General features: G+C 66.1%; 16 protein-coding genes. 11 read left to right on the forward strand and 5 right to left on the reverse strand.

Translation table 11 applies throughout. The features are described from left to right. The first annotated feature begins 69 nt into the window (after positions 1–69). The 6 genes from mihF to ACIQXM_RS05345 all read left to right on the forward strand — a co-directional run bounded on the left by mihF (position 70) and on the right by ACIQXM_RS05345 (position 6075). On the forward strand, positions 70–387 hold the full coding sequence (gene mihF / locus ACIQXM_RS05320) for an integration host factor, actinobacterial type (RefSeq protein WP_400928633.1): 318 nt from the start codon (positions 70–72) through the stop codon (positions 385–387). A 65-nt stretch (positions 388–452) separates the two neighbouring features. Beyond that, positions 453–1022, forward strand: coding sequence for a guanylate kinase (gene gmk, locus ACIQXM_RS05325; protein ID WP_400928636.1), 570 nt, complete (start codon positions 453–455; stop codon positions 1020–1022). Between the two features lie 39 nt (positions 1023–1061). Continuing rightward, complete coding sequence (gene rpoZ / locus ACIQXM_RS05330) at positions 1062–1322, forward strand: DNA-directed RNA polymerase subunit omega (protein ID WP_152217989.1); 261 nt, start codon at positions 1062–1064, stop codon at positions 1320–1322. Between the two features lie 59 nt (positions 1323–1381). Further along, complete coding sequence (gene coaBC, locus ACIQXM_RS05335) at positions 1382–2644, forward strand: bifunctional phosphopantothenoylcysteine decarboxylase/phosphopantothenate--cysteine ligase CoaBC (protein WP_400928640.1); 1263 nt, start codon at positions 1382–1384, stop codon at positions 2642–2644. 82 nt (positions 2645–2726) lie between these two features. Beyond that, on the forward strand, positions 2727–3953 hold the full coding sequence (gene metK, locus ACIQXM_RS05340) for a methionine adenosyltransferase (protein WP_400928643.1): 1227 nt from the start codon (positions 2727–2729) through the stop codon (positions 3951–3953). 13 nt (positions 3954–3966) lie between these two features. Further along, positions 3967–6075, forward strand: coding sequence for a primosomal protein N' (locus ACIQXM_RS05345; protein WP_400928646.1), 2109 nt, complete (start codon positions 3967–3969; stop codon positions 6073–6075). Positions 6076–6089: 14 nt separating this feature from the next. On the opposite strand, the gene ACIQXM_RS05350 is transcribed toward ACIQXM_RS05345, so the two are convergent. Further along, on the reverse strand, positions 6090–6497 hold the full coding sequence (locus tag ACIQXM_RS05350; protein ID WP_400928649.1) for an Hsp20/alpha crystallin family protein: 408 nt from the start codon (positions 6495–6497) through the stop codon (positions 6090–6092). Between the two features lie 148 nt (positions 6498–6645). Between ACIQXM_RS05350 and ACIQXM_RS05355 the strand changes: the two genes are divergently transcribed. Together ACIQXM_RS05355 and ACIQXM_RS05360 are read left to right on the forward strand one after the other, a co-directional pair. After that, positions 6646–7077, forward strand: a complete 432-nt coding sequence (locus tag ACIQXM_RS05355; RefSeq protein WP_400928652.1) for a MarR family winged helix-turn-helix transcriptional regulator — start codon at positions 6646–6648, stop codon at positions 7075–7077. Positions 7078–7187: 110 nt separating this feature from the next. Beyond that, a complete protein-coding gene (locus ACIQXM_RS05360; RefSeq protein ID WP_400928655.1) occupies positions 7188–8207 on the forward strand; it encodes an NADP-dependent oxidoreductase in 1020 nt (339 codons plus the stop codon). A gap of 90 nt (positions 8208–8297) precedes the next feature. Here the strand turns inward: ACIQXM_RS05360 and ACIQXM_RS05365 are convergent, their stop codons facing one another. From ACIQXM_RS05365 to ACIQXM_RS05375, 3 genes are read right to left on the reverse strand one after another with little or no spacing between them, the layout of a single operon-like run. Then, positions 8298–9377: a glycosyltransferase family 4 protein gene (locus ACIQXM_RS05365; protein ID WP_400929518.1), complete on the reverse strand. Its 1080-nt coding sequence runs from the start codon at positions 9375–9377 to the stop codon at positions 8298–8300. Positions 9378–9379: 2 nt separating this feature from the next. Beyond that, positions 9380–10330 carry an alpha/beta fold hydrolase gene (locus ACIQXM_RS05370; RefSeq protein WP_400928658.1) on the reverse strand — a complete coding sequence of 317 codons (951 nt, stop codon included), beginning with the start codon at positions 10328–10330 and terminating at the stop codon, positions 9380–9382. Then, complete coding sequence (locus ACIQXM_RS05375; RefSeq protein WP_400928661.1) at positions 10330–11166, reverse strand: aldo/keto reductase; 837 nt, start codon at positions 11164–11166, stop codon at positions 10330–10332. Before ACIQXM_RS05375 ends, ACIQXM_RS05370 begins: the two co-directional genes overlap by 1 nt. 287 nt (positions 11167–11453) lie before the next feature. Between ACIQXM_RS05375 and ACIQXM_RS05380 the strand changes: the two genes are divergently transcribed. Both ACIQXM_RS05380 and glpK read left to right on the forward strand, forming a co-directional pair. After that, positions 11454–12194, forward strand: coding sequence for an MIP/aquaporin family protein (locus ACIQXM_RS05380; protein WP_400929521.1), 741 nt, complete (start codon positions 11454–11456; stop codon positions 12192–12194). Between the two features lie 61 nt (positions 12195–12255). Beyond that, positions 12256–13776, forward strand: coding sequence for a glycerol kinase GlpK (glpK, locus tag ACIQXM_RS05385; RefSeq protein ID WP_400928663.1), 1521 nt, complete (start codon positions 12256–12258; stop codon positions 13774–13776). Between the two features lie 110 nt (positions 13777–13886). On the opposite strand, the gene ACIQXM_RS05390 is transcribed toward glpK, so the two are convergent. Continuing rightward, complete coding sequence (locus tag ACIQXM_RS05390; RefSeq protein ID WP_400928666.1) at positions 13887–14054, reverse strand: hypothetical protein; 168 nt, start codon at positions 14052–14054, stop codon at positions 13887–13889. A gap of 144 nt (positions 14055–14198) precedes the next feature. Here ACIQXM_RS05390 and ACIQXM_RS05395 point away from each other — a divergent pair, with 144 nt between their 5' ends. Next, positions 14199–14768 carry a GNAT family N-acetyltransferase gene (locus ACIQXM_RS05395; protein WP_400928669.1) on the forward strand — a complete coding sequence of 190 codons (570 nt, stop codon included), beginning with the start codon at positions 14199–14201 and terminating at the stop codon, positions 14766–14768. Positions 14769–14907: the final 139 nt, after the last annotated feature.

The raw sequence follows: 14907 nt of genomic DNA on the forward strand, positions 1-14907 counted from the left end.
GCACCGCCCCAGCACCGCAGCTGCGCCACGTGCCGCAGTGCCGGGCCGGTCTCCGCCCGGGAGGGTCTCTTGAACCTCAAGCCACTGACTGAAGATGAACGCACCAAGGCGCGCGAAAAGGCCACCGCCGCCAGGTCCGTTCGGGCCGACATTAAGGCCAAGATCAAGACCGGAGAAATGTCCGTCGAAGAGGTCATTTTGTCCCGCTCTTCGGAGGAAGCCGTGGGCAGGCTGAAGGTGGTGGACCTGCTTCGGGCGCTGCCTGGCGTCGGAGAGCGCCGCGCAGCTGGAATAATGAATACCGTAGGCATTGCTCCGACCCGCCGAGTGCGCGGTCTGGGCATCCACCAGCGCAAGGCGCTGATAGAACTTTTGGCATCCGACTAGGGCCGCGCTTCGCTGCGGCCCGCACCCCCGGGGCCGAACCACAACGAGAGCAAAGAAGGTCCTCAGTGTCGCAACCGCGGCTGACAGTCCTGGCAGGTCCAACCGCAGTTGGCAAAGGCACGGTGTCCACGTTCATTCGGGACAATTACCCGGAGGTGTGGCTGTCCGTTTCCGCCACCACCCGGCCGCCGCGTCCCGGGGAAGAGCATGGGGTGCATTACTTCTTCGTGTCCCCGGAGGAATTTGATTCCCTGGTGGAAAAGGGCGAAATGCTGGAGTGGGCCGTGGTCCACGGCCGCAACCGTTACGGCACGCTGCGCAGCACGGTAGAGTCGGCCATGGCCGAAGGCCGGTCCGTGCTCCTGGAAATTGATTTGCAGGGTGCACGGCAGGTCAAAAAGACCATGCCGGAGGCCAATTTCGTGTTCCTTGCTCCGCCGTCGTGGGACGAAATGGTCCGCCGGCTGGTGGGACGCGGCACTGAAACGCCCGAAGAACAGCAGCAGCGGCTGGAAACCGCTAAACTGGAGCTTGCTGCCGAGCCCGAGTTCGATCACACCGTGGTAAATGATGACGTCCAGCGGGCAGCAGCTGAGCTTGTATCACTCATGGGAATCAGTCCGCGTCCGCGCTGACGTACCGCAATATCCCGTATCAAGAATTTTGGAGAATCTGTGTCTACTGTGTCTGAAGGCATCATCAACCCGCCGATCGACGACCTGCTGAACGTAGCTGACTCGAAGTACGCGCTGGTCATCTACGGCGCCAAGCGCGCACGCCAGATCAACGCTTACTACTCCCAGCTGCACGAAGGCCTGTTCGAGTACGTTGGCCCGCTCGTGGAAACCAAGCTGAACGAGAAGCCGCTGTCCATCGCCCTGCGCGAAATCAACGAGGGCATGCTGGTCAGCCGCCCCGTGGAATCCGCCGAATAACGTCGCCGGTAAACACCAGTAAAAGCTGACCCGAGCGGTCAGGGTCAGGAGCAGCAGCGGTGCGCATAGTTTTGGGTGTGGGCGGCGGCATCGCCGCCTACAAGTCCGCGTCGCTGCTGCGTCTTTTCACTGAAGCCGGACATAACGTCTCAGTGATTCCCACGGAAGCCTCCACGCGGTTCGTCGGCGTGGCCACCTGGGAGGCATTGTCCGGCAACCCCGTCTCCAGTTCGGTTTTTGATGAAGTGGAGAAGGTCAACCACGTCCGGCTCGGACACGAGGCAGACCTCATTGTGGTGGCTCCGGCCACCGCAGACCTGCTGGCCCGGGCGGCCTCCGGGCAGGCCAACGACCTGCTCACCAATACCCTGCTCATGGCACGCGGACCGGTCCTTTTTGCGCCCGCCATGCACACGGAAATGTGGGCGCATCCCGCCACCCGTGCCAACGTCCAGACCCTGCGCACGCGGGGGTCCCTGGTGATGGAACCCGGTGTGGGGCGCCTCACCGGCAAGGACTCCGGGGCCGGACGCCTGCCGGACCCCGAAGACATTTTTGCCGCTGCCATGGCTGCGGTAAACCCCCTGCCGGCCGTGCCGGAATCCGCGCCCGGTCCGCTGAGCGGCAAAACCGTCACCATCACAGCAGGCGGCACCCGCGAACCGCTGGACCCCGTCCGTTTCCTGGGCAACCGCTCCTCCGGCAAGCAGGGCGCTGCCCTCGCCCAAGCAGCCCTCGACGCCGGAGCGCATGTCCGTTTCATCGCTGCGCACATGGATGTTCCCGCCCCAGGCGGCGTTGAACTCATCCGCGTGGAAACGGCCCTGGAACTGCGCGACGCCGTGCACGCCGCCGCCCCCGAGTCGGATGTGCTGATCATGGCGGCCGCAGTGGCGGATTTCCGCCCCGACTCCCTCTCCGACACCAAGATCAAAAAGCGCGACGACGGCGCGGATCCGGTCATCACCCTGATCCGCAACCCGGACATCCTGGCCGAAGCCGTCCAGCACCGTGCAGCGAACGGAGGACCGGCCCGTCCGGCACTGATCGTGGGCTTTGCCGCAGAAACCGGAGACGGCAGCGCCGACGTCCTGGACTACGGCCGGCAGAAACTGCTCCGCAAGGGCTGTGACCTCCTGGTGCTCAACCGGGTGGGAACCTCCCTGGTCTTTGGCCAGGACAGCACCGAAGTGACATTGCTTTCACCGCAGGATTCCGAGACTGCTCCGCCGGCCACCTACACCGGCACCAAATCCGACGTGGCGCGCAGGATCATTGCCCGCGTCGAGCAGGAGTTTCAAGCAGTCCCTGCCGTCAGCTGAGCTTTCCCGCCCGGGCCTGCCGGTCCACAGCCTTCCCGCCCCCATTCGGAGGACCCGGCCCGGAACCAGTAGAGTAAATCCCGTGACTTCCCCAGATACTTCAGCACTTTCGGCTGCCCGCGACGGGCTGCGCCTATTCACCTCGGAATCCGTCACCGAGGGTCATCCGGACAAAATCTGTGACCAGATCAGTGACGCCATCCTGGACGGCATGCTCAAGGTGGACCCCGAGTCCCGCGTAGCAGTGGAGACCCTGGTCACCACCGGCCTGGTCCATGTTGCCGGTGAGGTAACCACCGAGGGCTACGTGGAAATCCCGCAGCTCGTCCGGGACACCATCCTGGGCATCGGCTACGACTCCTCCGCCAACGGCTTCGACGGAGCCCGCTGCGGCGTCTCGGTCTCCATTGGCCAGCAGTCCCCGGAAATCGCCTCGCGCGTCTTCAACTCCGTGGAGAACCGGGCCGGCACGTCCGACCCCCTCGACGCCCAGGGCGCAGGGGACCAGGGCATCATGTTCGGCTACGCCTCGGATGAGACCTCCGTGTACATGCCCACCCCCATCTGGCTGGCACACCGGCTCTCCGAACGGCTCACGGCCGTCCGCAAGGACGGCACGCTGGACTACCTCCGCCCGGACGGCAAGACCCAGGTCACCATCGGATACGACGGCGACCGCCCGGTCTCGGTGGATTCCGTGGTCATCTCCTCCCAGCATGCCGCCGACGTCGAGCTGGAGCAGCTGCGCGAAGACCTCGCCCTCCACGTCATTGAACCGGTCCTGGCCGGAACCGAGCTGGACACCTCCAAGGTCAAGCACATCCTGAACCCGGGCGGCCCGTTCGTCATCGGCGGTCCGGTGGGAGACGCCGGCCTGACCGGACGCAAGATCATCGTGGACACTTACGGCGGCTTTGCCCGGCACGGCGGCGGTGCGTTCAGCGGCAAGGACCCGTCCAAGGTGGACCGCTCCGCGGCCTACGCCATGCGCTGGGTGGCCAAGAACGTGGTGGCGGCCGGACTCGCCCGCCGCGCGGAGATCCAGGTGGCCTACGCCATCGGGATGGCACACCCCGTGGGCATTTACGTGGAAACGTTCGGCACGGAAACGGTGGACCCGGCCCGCATTGCCGACGCCATCCACGAAGTCTTTGACCTGCGGCCGCTGGGCATCATCAACGCCCTGGACCTGAAGCGCCCGATCTACCAGAAGACAGCCGCCAACGGCCACTTTGGCCGCGAGGATGCGGAATTCACCTGGGAGCGCAAGGACAAGGTCGGAGCCCTCCGCAGCTACTTCAACGCCTAGCCCGGAGGCTGCGATGCGCCAGGATCCCGCCGGAGACAACGGGCAGCTGTCCCTGCTGCACGGTTTTGTTGCCCCGGCCCGGAGCCTGGGCACGCAGCCGACGGCACCCGAGCTGCCCATAGCGCGGGTGCTGCTGGATTCACCGCTGCCGCACCTGGACCGGCCGTTCGATTATCTGGTCCCGGCGGACCTGGACCGGGACGCCGTGCCCGGCGCCCGGGTGAAGGTCCGCTTCGGCGGGCAGGAGCTGCCCGGCTTCATTATCGAGCGCACCGCCGAAGCGGACACCTCCGCACGACTGGTTCCGCTGGGCAAAGTCGTGTCCCCGCAGCCGGTCCTGGCACCGCAGATCCTGCAGCTTGCCGAGGCAGTGGCGGCCCGCTATTCCGGCACCGTCCACGATGTGCTGCGGGTGGCCGTTCCGCCGCGCGCCGCACGCGTGGAAAAGGAATTCACCCCGCAGGCACGCGAGGCTGCGGAGGCGGGCGCCGACGCGCCGGACGGCCCCGAAGGCTCCGGACCCAATCCCTGGGCCCGGTATGCCCATGGTCCGCGTTTCCTGACCCACCTGGCGGCCGGACACAGCCCGCGCGCCGTGCTGTCTTCACTGGGCGGTTACGGCCCCGGGGCATGGCCGGAGGAAATTGCCGCGGCGGTACAGTCCACCCTGCTCTCCGGGCGCGGCGCCGTCGTCGTCGTGCCCGATGCCAAGGACCTGGCCCGGCTGGAAACCGCACTGGCAGCGCGCATCGGCGCCGCTGCCTTTGTGCGGCTGACGGCCGACGACGGCGCAACGCCGCGCTACCGCGCTTTCCTGAAGGTCCTGCACGGGGATGTGCAGGTGGTGATCGGCACCCGGTCGGCCGCCTACGCGCCGGTGCGCAACCTGGGACTTGCGGTGATCTGGGACGACGCCGATGACCTCCACGCCGAACAGCGTGCGCCCTACCAGCACGTGCGCGATGTCCTGCTGCTGCGTGCGGCCGCGGAAAACACCGCACTGCTGCTGGCCTCGCACTCACGCAGCACCGAAGCCCAGCGGCTGGTGGCCAGCGGATGGGCTGCGAGCATCGCGGCTGACCGCAGCACTGTGCGCCAACTGGCTCCGCGCGTGGTCAGCACCGCGGATTCCTTCAACATGGAACGTGATCCGCTGGCGGCCCGCGCCCGGATTCCGCACGCTGCCTGGAAGGCGGCCCAGGACGGTCTGACCCGGGGCCCGGTGCTGGTGCAGGTGGCCCGCAGCGGCTTCTCGCCGGCACTGTCCTGCCAGGAGTGCCGGGAACCGGCGCGCTGCCGGGCCTGTGCAGGACCGCTGGGCCTGGCCAGCCGCAACGGCGTACCGGCCTGCCGCTGGTGCGGGCGCCCGGAACCAAGGTGGAGCTGCGGAAACTGCGGCGGCACCCGGCTGCGCGGATCTGCGGCCGGTGCCGGACGGACGGCAGAGGAACTCGGCCGGGCCTTCCCCTCGGTCACGGTGATATCTTCTGCCGGGGACCATGTCCGGGCCGAGGTTTCCGATGCCCCGGCACTGGTGGTGGCGACGCCGGGGGCCGAGCCGGTGGCAGCCGGGGGCTATGCGGCCGCCGTGCTGCTGGACGGCAACGCCATGATGTCGCGGGAATCCCTGCGCGCGGGGGAGGAGACGCTGCGGCGCTGGTTCAGCGCGGCAGCCCTGGTCCGGCCCGCCGGAGACAAGGGGCTGGTGGTAGTCACTGCCGACGACACGTCAACGGTGGGCCACCTGCTGCGCTGGGACCCGGCCGGCGCCGCTGAACGGGAGTTGGAGCTGCGCCGGGCACTGGGCCTGCCGCCAGCGGTGAGGTATGCCGAACTCACCGGCTCCCGCGAGGCACTCAGCGCCTTTGTGCCGCGGCTGGACCTGCCGCCGGAGGCCCGTGTGGTGGGGCCGGCACCGCTGGAGGATCCACCCGGCCCCGCACCCGTTCACCGGGACGGACAGCTGGGCGGCTCCGGCGGCCGCTACCGGACGCTGCTGTTCTTTCCCTATGCTGCTGCTCCGGCGGTGACTGCTGCCATGCGGGCCGCGAAGGCAGCAGTTTCGGCGAAGCGGACGGGAGACCCGGTGTACATCCGGGTGGACGGAACCGACGTCCTATAAGGACTGAGCAGTGCTCAGCGAACCCGCACGCCGATCTTCCGTGTGCGGTGTTCCGGCTTTACCGTAAGGAGCAGGCTCAGTATCCCGCAGTTGTACTGCACATTGATGCAGTCGGTGTTGATCCCCGTGCCGAGGAGGACCTGCCGCTGGACCGTGCCGCATCCGCGCTCACCAACCATCCAGCCGGGACCCGAAAAATCCCGAAGGGTACGGTGCGCCCGGATGGTCAGGAGCTGCCCCGCCAGGGTGATTTCCAGTGAACCCGGGTCCGCGCCGGGCAGATCCGCATTCAGGATGTAATGGTCCCCCTGGCGGTACAGATCAACGGGGACGGCGCCGTTCGAAGCAGCGGCGGAGGGGAATTCGGGGCGGTGGTGTCCGGAATCCTCCGAACCCGGCGGCCCGCCGAACCCGAAGGCCATGCGCATCAAACTCCTTCCTGCGCGGTGTACGGGTAGAAGTTGGCTACCTGCATTTTAAAACTGGACGCGGTGCACGGAAAAATCGACGGAAAACCACGCGAAGGCCAATTCGGTTGTGCACAACTAAATTGTGGACTAGGCTCGGAGCATGAACGACGTCCTCCACCGCCAGGTCTGCTTTTCGCTGTACTCGGCCTCCCGTGCCGCCACCGCGGTGTACCGGCCGCTGCTGGAAGAACTGGGCCTGACGTACCCGCAGTACCTCGTGCTGATGGTTCTGTGGGAACAGGACGGCAGGAGCGTCCGGGACCTGGGCCGCGCCCTGGAACTCGATTCCGGAACGCTTTCGCCCCTGCTCAAGCGGCTGGAAGCCGCAGGCCTGCTGCGCCGCCTCCGCTCCGAAACGGATGAGCGCCGCGTGGAAGTCCATCTCACCGCGGATGGGCGCAGCCTGCGGGAAAAAGCCCTGCCGCTGTCCCAGCACGTTGCCGAAGCAGCCGGCCTGGCGCCGGAAGAACTGCGGGCACTGCAGGAGACGCTGGTGAAAGTTACCCGCGCCCTGCGCACTGCCGCAGGCTAGCCTTTGCCGGACGCCGTCCAACTGACTCTCCCGTCCACCTGATTTCCCCGGATTTCCCCCATTTTTGTCCCCGGCGGGCCCCAGGCCCGCCTCAAGGAAAGGTATCGTCCATGACGAATTCCCCTCAGACCAGCCGCCAGATCCAGCTCGCCTCCCGTCCCGAAGGCTGGCCGACGGACGAGAACTTCCGCCTGGCCGAGGTGCCGGTGCCGGAACTCCAGGAGGGCCAGGTCCTGGTCCGCAACCTGTACATGTCAGTGGATCCGTACATGCGCGGCCGCATGAATGACGTCAAGTCCTACGTTCCGCCCTTCCAGATTGACGCCCCGCTCGACGGCGGCGCCATCGGCGAAGTTGTTGAGTCCCGTTCCGAGGACCACAAGCCCGGAGACAAGGTCCTGCACGGCCTTGGCTGGCGCGACTACGCCGTCCTGGACGGCGCCCGTGCCCGCATCATCGACACCGAGATCGCACCGGCCACCACCTACCTCGGCGTACTGGGCATGACCGGTTTGACGGCCTACGCCGGCCTGACCAAGGTCGCGGAGTTCAAGGAAGGCGACGTTGTCTTCGTTTCCGGTGCCGCCGGAGCCGTGGGTTCCCTTGTTGGCCAGATCGCCAAGGCCATGGGCGCCAAGAAGGTCATCGGCAGCGCCGGTTCCGCCGAGAAGGTCCAGCACCTGCTGGAGCTCGGCTTTGATGAGGCTTTCAACTACCACGACGGCCCCGTGAAGGAGCAGCTGAAGAAGGCTGCCGGCGAGGATGGCATTGACGTCTACTTCGACAACGTGGGCGGCGAGCACCTCGAAGCTGCCATCGCGGTGATGAACAAGGGCGGACGGATCGCCATGTGCGGTGCCATTTCCCAGTACAACACCACCGACGCTCCCACAGGCCCGCGCAACCTGGCCCTGGCCATCGGCAAGGAGCTGACGCTGCGCGGCTTCATCGTGGGCAGCTACAACCAGTACGCTGACGAGTTCGCCTCCCTGATGTCCGGCTGGCTGCGCGACGGTGCCGTCAGCTACGACGAGACCTTCGTTGACGGTCTGGAGAATGCCCCGCAGGCCTTCATCGACCTGATGAAGGGCGCCAACAAGGGCAAGATGGTTGTGACCCTGAAGGCCTGATTCCGGCCTTCCGGGGCAGTGCTTCCGCACCGACTCTCCAAAGCGGTCCCGGGCTCCAGGCCCGGGGCCGCTTTGTGCCGTTATTGCCGGTCAGCGCTTCCGGAACAGGCGGACGGCCTCACCGGCGGCGGCAAGGAGCTCCCTGGCGGAGGTCTCCCAGGAATACTCGGCAGCCCGCTTCAGCCCCGCCTTGGAGGCACTGCGCCAGTGCTGCGGATCATCCAGGGCAGAGACTGCCTCCGCAAAGGCTTCCGGGCTGTCCGGGTCCACCAGCAGGGCGGCGCCGCCGGCGACCTCGCGGAAAATCGGAATGTCGCTGGCCACCACCGGGGTGCCGGCTGCCATGGCCTCAATCATCGGCAGCCCGTACCCTTCGGCCCGGGACAGGGTCACGAGCGCGGTGGCCCTGCGCAGCAAATCACCGTACTCTGCGTCGGTGACGCCGTTGGAAAACACCACGCGGGCGCCGTCGGGCACCAGTGCCTGCAGTTCGCTGCGCCGCGCCGGAGAAATCCGGCTCAGCAGGTGCAGCGTATAACCGGGCAGGTGCCCCATGCCGCGCACCACGGTTTCCACGTTTTTGTACGGCATGAACGAGCCCATGTACAGCAGGATCTTTTCGGGGGCAGCCGCGGGGTCGCGCAGCACCGCGCCCGGCTGCGGAGCGTTGCCGACGATGCGCACCGGGCGCCTGGTGAGCCGGTGCCGCGCTATCAGCGACCGCGTGGTGTCACTGATCGTGGCAACGACGTCGGCCCGGTTCAGCAGCAGCCGCTGCGGCCAGTACGCGAGGTGGTACAGCCGCCACAGGCCCCGCACCGGGAACGGGAGGAAGCCCGGCGGCGTCGGGTTCGAGTAGTAAATCAGGTCATGCAGGGTCAGGATCAGCGGATACTTCCGTCCCCAGCTGCCCATGGTCTGCATGGGGGAAAAGACGACGTCGGCGCCAAACCGGTTCACGCGCAGAGCCACCAAAAGTTCGGCGGGGGAGAGCGGACTGTTGATCTTCACCCAGGGCAGGTCCGGCAGCAGCGCCAGCTGGCGTTCATCGGAGATCAGCATCAGCACGGACGCGTGTCGGGACACGGCCTCGATCAGGGAGGCACCGTACCGGCTGATCCCGTCGTGGTGATCCGTTCGGGTGAACCGTGCATCCATGGCTATGCGCAGGGTCATGAATGCCTCCGGCGCAGGAACTCGGAGATGAGTTCCGCCGCCTCGGCCGGCGCCTCATAGTGGACCAGGTGGCCGACCCCCGGCAGCACGTGCAGTTCCGCATCCGGCATCAGCGCTGCCAGCCTCTGCTGTCCCGCAACAGACCCCAGATCGTCGCGTTCGGCGGCAACCAGGAGCACCGGCATGCCGAGGGCGCCGGCGCTGTCCCGCACCGTGGAGGAGATCGATGCCCTGAAGGCATCCAGCACCACGTTCCGGTTGGCGAAGGCACTGAAATACGCGTCATGCTGTCCGTGGATCCAGCGCCGCAGTGAACGGTCCCGGGTCTTGGCCATGAAAATGCTCATGCCGCGGACGATGGCCGGATGCTGCAGCAGGGCCATGCCCAGCCGCTCTGGCAGCCGGGCAGCGGCCAGGTAGTACAGCTCCGCGGCCTTGCTGGTGATGCCTTTAGGGCCCTCCAACGCAGGTTCACAGATGGGGTTCACCAGGATGAGTTCGCTGATGAGTTCCGGATGCCCGGCCGCCACCCGGGACGCAATGATGGAACCGAAGGAATGCCCCAGCAGCACCGTGTCCGGGCCCAGATCCGGGAGCCCGCCTGAGAGGGCCGCCGCCACAAAGCCGGCGTACGCGCCGACGTCGTGCGTTCCCGGAAGGGGCTGGGCGGAGCCGAAGCCGGGCAGGTCCGGAACCAGGACCCGGTGCCCGGGGAGGGCCTCCACGATGCGCAGCAGGCCGTGATGGTCGCCGCGGAAGCCGTGGACCATGAAGATCGGCGGCGCCTGGGCCCCGGGCCCGCTGGATGCCGTGCCGTCCGCAGGGCCGGGTACTGCGGGAAAATCCCAGCAGCGCTGCACTGTTCCGTCCACGGCAAACGTCCGGACCACGGCCCGGCGGGAAAAGGCAATGTTCGCCGTCGTGCTTCCCCGAAAGGCGGTGCGCACTAGTTGACCGTGTCCGGATGCGAGCCGGAGCGCTGGTTCCGGTCCAGGCCGGCAATGGCGTCGCGCTGTGCGGGGCTCAGTTCAAAGGAAAAGACATCAAGATTCTCCGCCATCCGCTCCGGGGAGCTGGCCTTGGGAATTGCGACGTTCCCCTGCTCCATCTGCCAGCGAAGGATGACCTGTGCCGGGGAGACCCCCAGATCGGCGGCAAGGGACGTGATGACCGGATCGGCGAGGACGGCGCCGCGGCCCAGCGGACTCCACGCCACCGTGCGGATGCCCAGTTCCTCATGCAGCGCGGCCAGTTCGCGCTGCTGGAGCCAGGGATGCAGCTCCACCTGGTTGACCGCCGGAACCACGTCGGCAGCGTCCAGCAGGGTGCGCAGGTGGTCCGGCTGGAAGTTGGACACGCCGATTGCCCGAATGCGCCCGCCTCGGTACAGCTCTTCCATGGCCCGGTACGTCTCGACGAACAGACCCCGCTCGGGACACGGCCAGTGGATCAGGTACAGGTCCAGGACGTCCAGGCCCAGGCGGGACATGGAGGCATCAAAGGCACGCAGGGTGGAGTCGTAACCCTGGTCCGTGTTCCACACTTTTGACGTGAGAAAGATCTCATCACGGACGGTGTTGGTTCCTTCGGTGAAGGTCCGCAGGCCCTCGCCAACACCCTCCTCATTGCCGTACAAGGCTGCCGTATCAAGGTGGCGGTAGCCCGTTTTGAGGGCGTCCACTACCAGAGAAGCTGCATCCGGGGCGGGAACCTTGTAGGTGCCAAAACCCATCTGATCCATGTGAACGCCGTTATTGAGTGTAAGTTTGGGTGCCGGTTCCATGCAGAAGACTCTACCGAGGATGGCGCCCGCCGTTGGAATCGTTTCCAACACGCGGCACTGGATGAGGGGGCCGCCCGGCCCGGAAAAGTACCTGTACTTTCCGCACGCTGTGGCGTTTCGGGGGAGAACCTTGATTGCATGGGGCACGATGGCACCACTGCCTGCCCAAACGGGTCAGCGGAACATTCGCTTTCCGTGGCTGACTGGGGATGGAGTCATGGCAGAGTTAACCAAAACCAGCGAAAAATCTGCTGGTACATCAGATGAGAAGGATGGAGAAGTCAATGGTGACTCTCGGTGAGGTATTCCTCAGTGAGTTCGCAGGAACAGCAATGCTTATATTGCTGGGTTGCGGCGTGGTGGCGAATGTAGCCCTGCGCAAGACGAAGGGCAGCGGGGGCGGGACCCTCATGGTCAACTTCGGTTGGGGCCTGGGTGTATTCGCGGGTGTGTTCGTGGCTGTTCAGTCCGGTGCGCACCTCAACCCGGCAGTGACCTTCGGGCTGCTCTTCAACGGCAAGGATGAACTGGCACCCGGGGTGGAGACGAGTTTTGTCTCAGTGCTCGTGTACCTGAGCGCGCAGCTGCTCGGTGCAATGCTCGGTGCCGTGCTGGCCTGGCTGGCCTACAAGAAGCAGTTCGACGACGAGCCCGACGCCGAGAACATCCTCGGAGTGTTCTCCACGGGCCCGGCCATCCGCTCCTACGGGTGGAACGTCGTGACGGAGGTTATCGGCACATTCGTGCTGGTCTTCGTGATCCTGGCCTTCGGCGGAACTCCCAACGAGCTTGGCCCGCTGGCCGTGGGTCTGCTTGTGGTTGCCATCGGTGCTTCCCTCGGCGGCCCCACCGGTTACGCCATCAACCCTGCGCGTGACCTCGGCCCGCGCATCGTGCACGCCCTGCTGCCCATCCCCAACAAGGGCAAGAGCGACTGGGCCTACGCCTGGGTGCCGATTGTTGGTCCCATCATCGGCGGTTCACTGGCCGGCATCGTCTTCAACGGCATCCCGATGCCCGTTGTCTAAGACCGCACGCCGGTTGACTGACTCGAACCCCTCATCCATTCAGCAGTAGAAGGAGCGAACCATGCCTGACCCCACGTACATCATTGCCATTGACCAGGGCACCACCAGCAGCCGTGCGATCGTCTTTGACCATGACGGCAACATTGTCTCCACGGGCCAGAAAGAACACGAGCAGATCTTCCCCCGTGCAGGCTGGGTGGAGCACGATCCGCAGGAAATCTGGACGAACGTCCGCGAAGTTGTGGGTACCGCGCTGTCCAAGGCGAACCTGACCCGGCACGACATTGCCGCCGTCGGCATCACCAACCAGCGCGAAACCGCAGTGGTTTGGGACAAGACCACCGGTGAGCCCGTCTACAACGCCATTGTTTGGCAGGACACCCGCACGCAGCCCACCGTGAACGAACTGGCAGCCGACGGCGGCCTGGAGCGTTACAAGGACCGCGTTGGCCTGCCGCTGGCCACCTACTTCTCCGGCACCAAGATCAAGTGGATCCTGGACAACGTTGAAGGAGCCCGGGAGCGCGCCGAAGCCGGAGACCTGATCTTCGGCAACACCGATTCCTGGATCGTCTGGAACCTCACCGGCGGCACCGACGGCGGCGTGCACATCACCGACGTCACCAATGCCTCCCGCACGCTGTTCATGAACCTGGAGACCCTCACCTGGGACGAGGACATCCTCAAGGACTTCGGCGTGCCGCTGTCCATGATGCCCGAGATCAAGTCCTCCTCCGAGGTCTACGGCACGGTCCACACCTCGCAGCTGCTGCGTGAAACCCCGGTTGCCGGCATCCTGGGCGACCAGCAGGCCGCTACGTTCGGCCAGGCAGCCTTCGGACAGGGCAGCGCCAAGAACACCTACGGCACCGGCTGCTTCCTGATCTTCAACACCGGCGAAGAAATTGTCCGTTCCGAGAACGGCCTGATCACCACGGTGGCGTACCAGCTGGGCGACGCCAAGCCGGTTTACGCACTGGAAGGCTCCATTGCCGTCACGGGATCACTGGTCCAGTGGCTGCGGGACAACCTGGGCATGATCCAGAGCGCACCGGAGATCGAGGCCCTGGCCAATGAGGTCACTGACAACGGCGGCGTCTACATTGTGCCGGCCTTCTCCGGTCTGTTCGCTCCGCACTGGCGCTCCGACGCACGCGGCGCCATTGTGGGCCTGACCCGCTTTGTGAACAAGAACCACATTGCCCGCGCTGCCCTGGAAGCCACGGCGTTCCAGACCCGCGAGGTGCTCGACGCCGTGAACGCCGACTCGGGCGTTCCGCTCACCGAGCTGCGCGTGGACGGCGGCATGGTTGCCAACGAGGCACTCATGCAGTTCCAGGCAGACATCCTGGGCGTGGACGTAGTCCGCCCCAAGATTGTCGAGACCACGGCTCTGGGCGCTGCTTACGCAGCCGGCCTGGCAGTGGGCTTCTGGAACAACACCGATGAGCTGGAGACCAAGTGGGCTGAAGACAAGCGCTGGGCTCCGCAGATGGAAGACAGCGAACGCCAGCGCCAGATGCGTCTGTGGTCCAAGGCCGTAACGCGGACCTTTGACTGGGTTGATGAGGACGTGCTCTAACCCAGGCACTTGAGCGTCTGTGAACCGGCACCGCCCCTTCGGGCGGTGTAAGGACACAGGCCGTCCCGAAGGGCCCCGGCGGGTAACCGCCGGGGCCCTTCGCTGTTGGGCTAGAAGTAGCTCACGCCGCTGGTCTTGAACGGCAGGCCCAGTCCGCCGGCCACCTCCGCGACCACCTCGGGGCAGAAGTAGTACCCCTTCAGCTCGGCAATGAGCGGTGCCCCGTGTGCGCCGCGGAGGCGCAGGACGTCACTCACCACCTCGGGCCCGAGTGTCATTTTCGGTATCCCGTCTTTCGCCGCCGAGGCGGCGCCTGATGCAAAGCATGGCACTGCGCCATGTTCCTACCCGGTAGACGCACTGGCCGGCCAAAAAGATACGGGCCGGCCGGAACCTCGGTGAAGCCATGGCAGAATCGCCGGATGGAACTGCACACGCCCCGCCTTCTCCTGCGCCCTTACCGGGAAGCGGACCTGGCCGCGGTACACCGCTTCGCCTCCGACCGGCGGCTGACCGAATACGTTGAATGGGGCCCCAATACCCTGCAGGACAGCCGTGAGTTCCTGGCTTCCTGCCTCGCCGAGGAGCAGCAGGCTCCCCGGCTGGCCTTCACCTTCGCCGTGACAACCGACGACGACGGCGAAAGAGCCGACGGCGGGCAGGCCGGCGAGCCGTTCGGGTCCGTGGGGCTTACGCTGAACGGCTCCGGTTCCGGATCTGGAACTGCCGGGTCCGCGGGCGAAGTCGGCTATGTGCTGGCCGCCGACCGCTGGGGCAGGGGCTATGCCACGGAGGCCGCGGCCGCCGTCGTCGGCTTTGGCTTCGGCACGCTGGGGCTGAACCGGATTACCGCCACGTGCCGCCCGGCCAACGCGGCTTCATCCAGGGTGCTGGAGAAGACCGGAATGGTTCTGGAAGCCCGGCTGCCCGCCCATAAACTCATTCGGGGCCGGTGGGAAGATTCGCTGCTGTATGCGATCTCCCCGTCATAAGGCTGTGGCGCGGCTGCCGCAAAGGGGCGGCTGTTGTAAAGTGGAAAGATGAACGCTTCCCTCCTCCTTAGGTAGCCGCGCACCGTCCGTGCGCGGCCCAGCCCCTTGCCTGCCGAGGGGCTTTTGTGTGTCTGGGGGA

Source organism: Arthrobacter sp. NPDC097144 (assembly GCF_044762205.1).
In the GTDB taxonomy this organism is placed as follows: domain Bacteria; phylum Actinomycetota; class Actinomycetes; order Actinomycetales; family Micrococcaceae; genus Arthrobacter_B.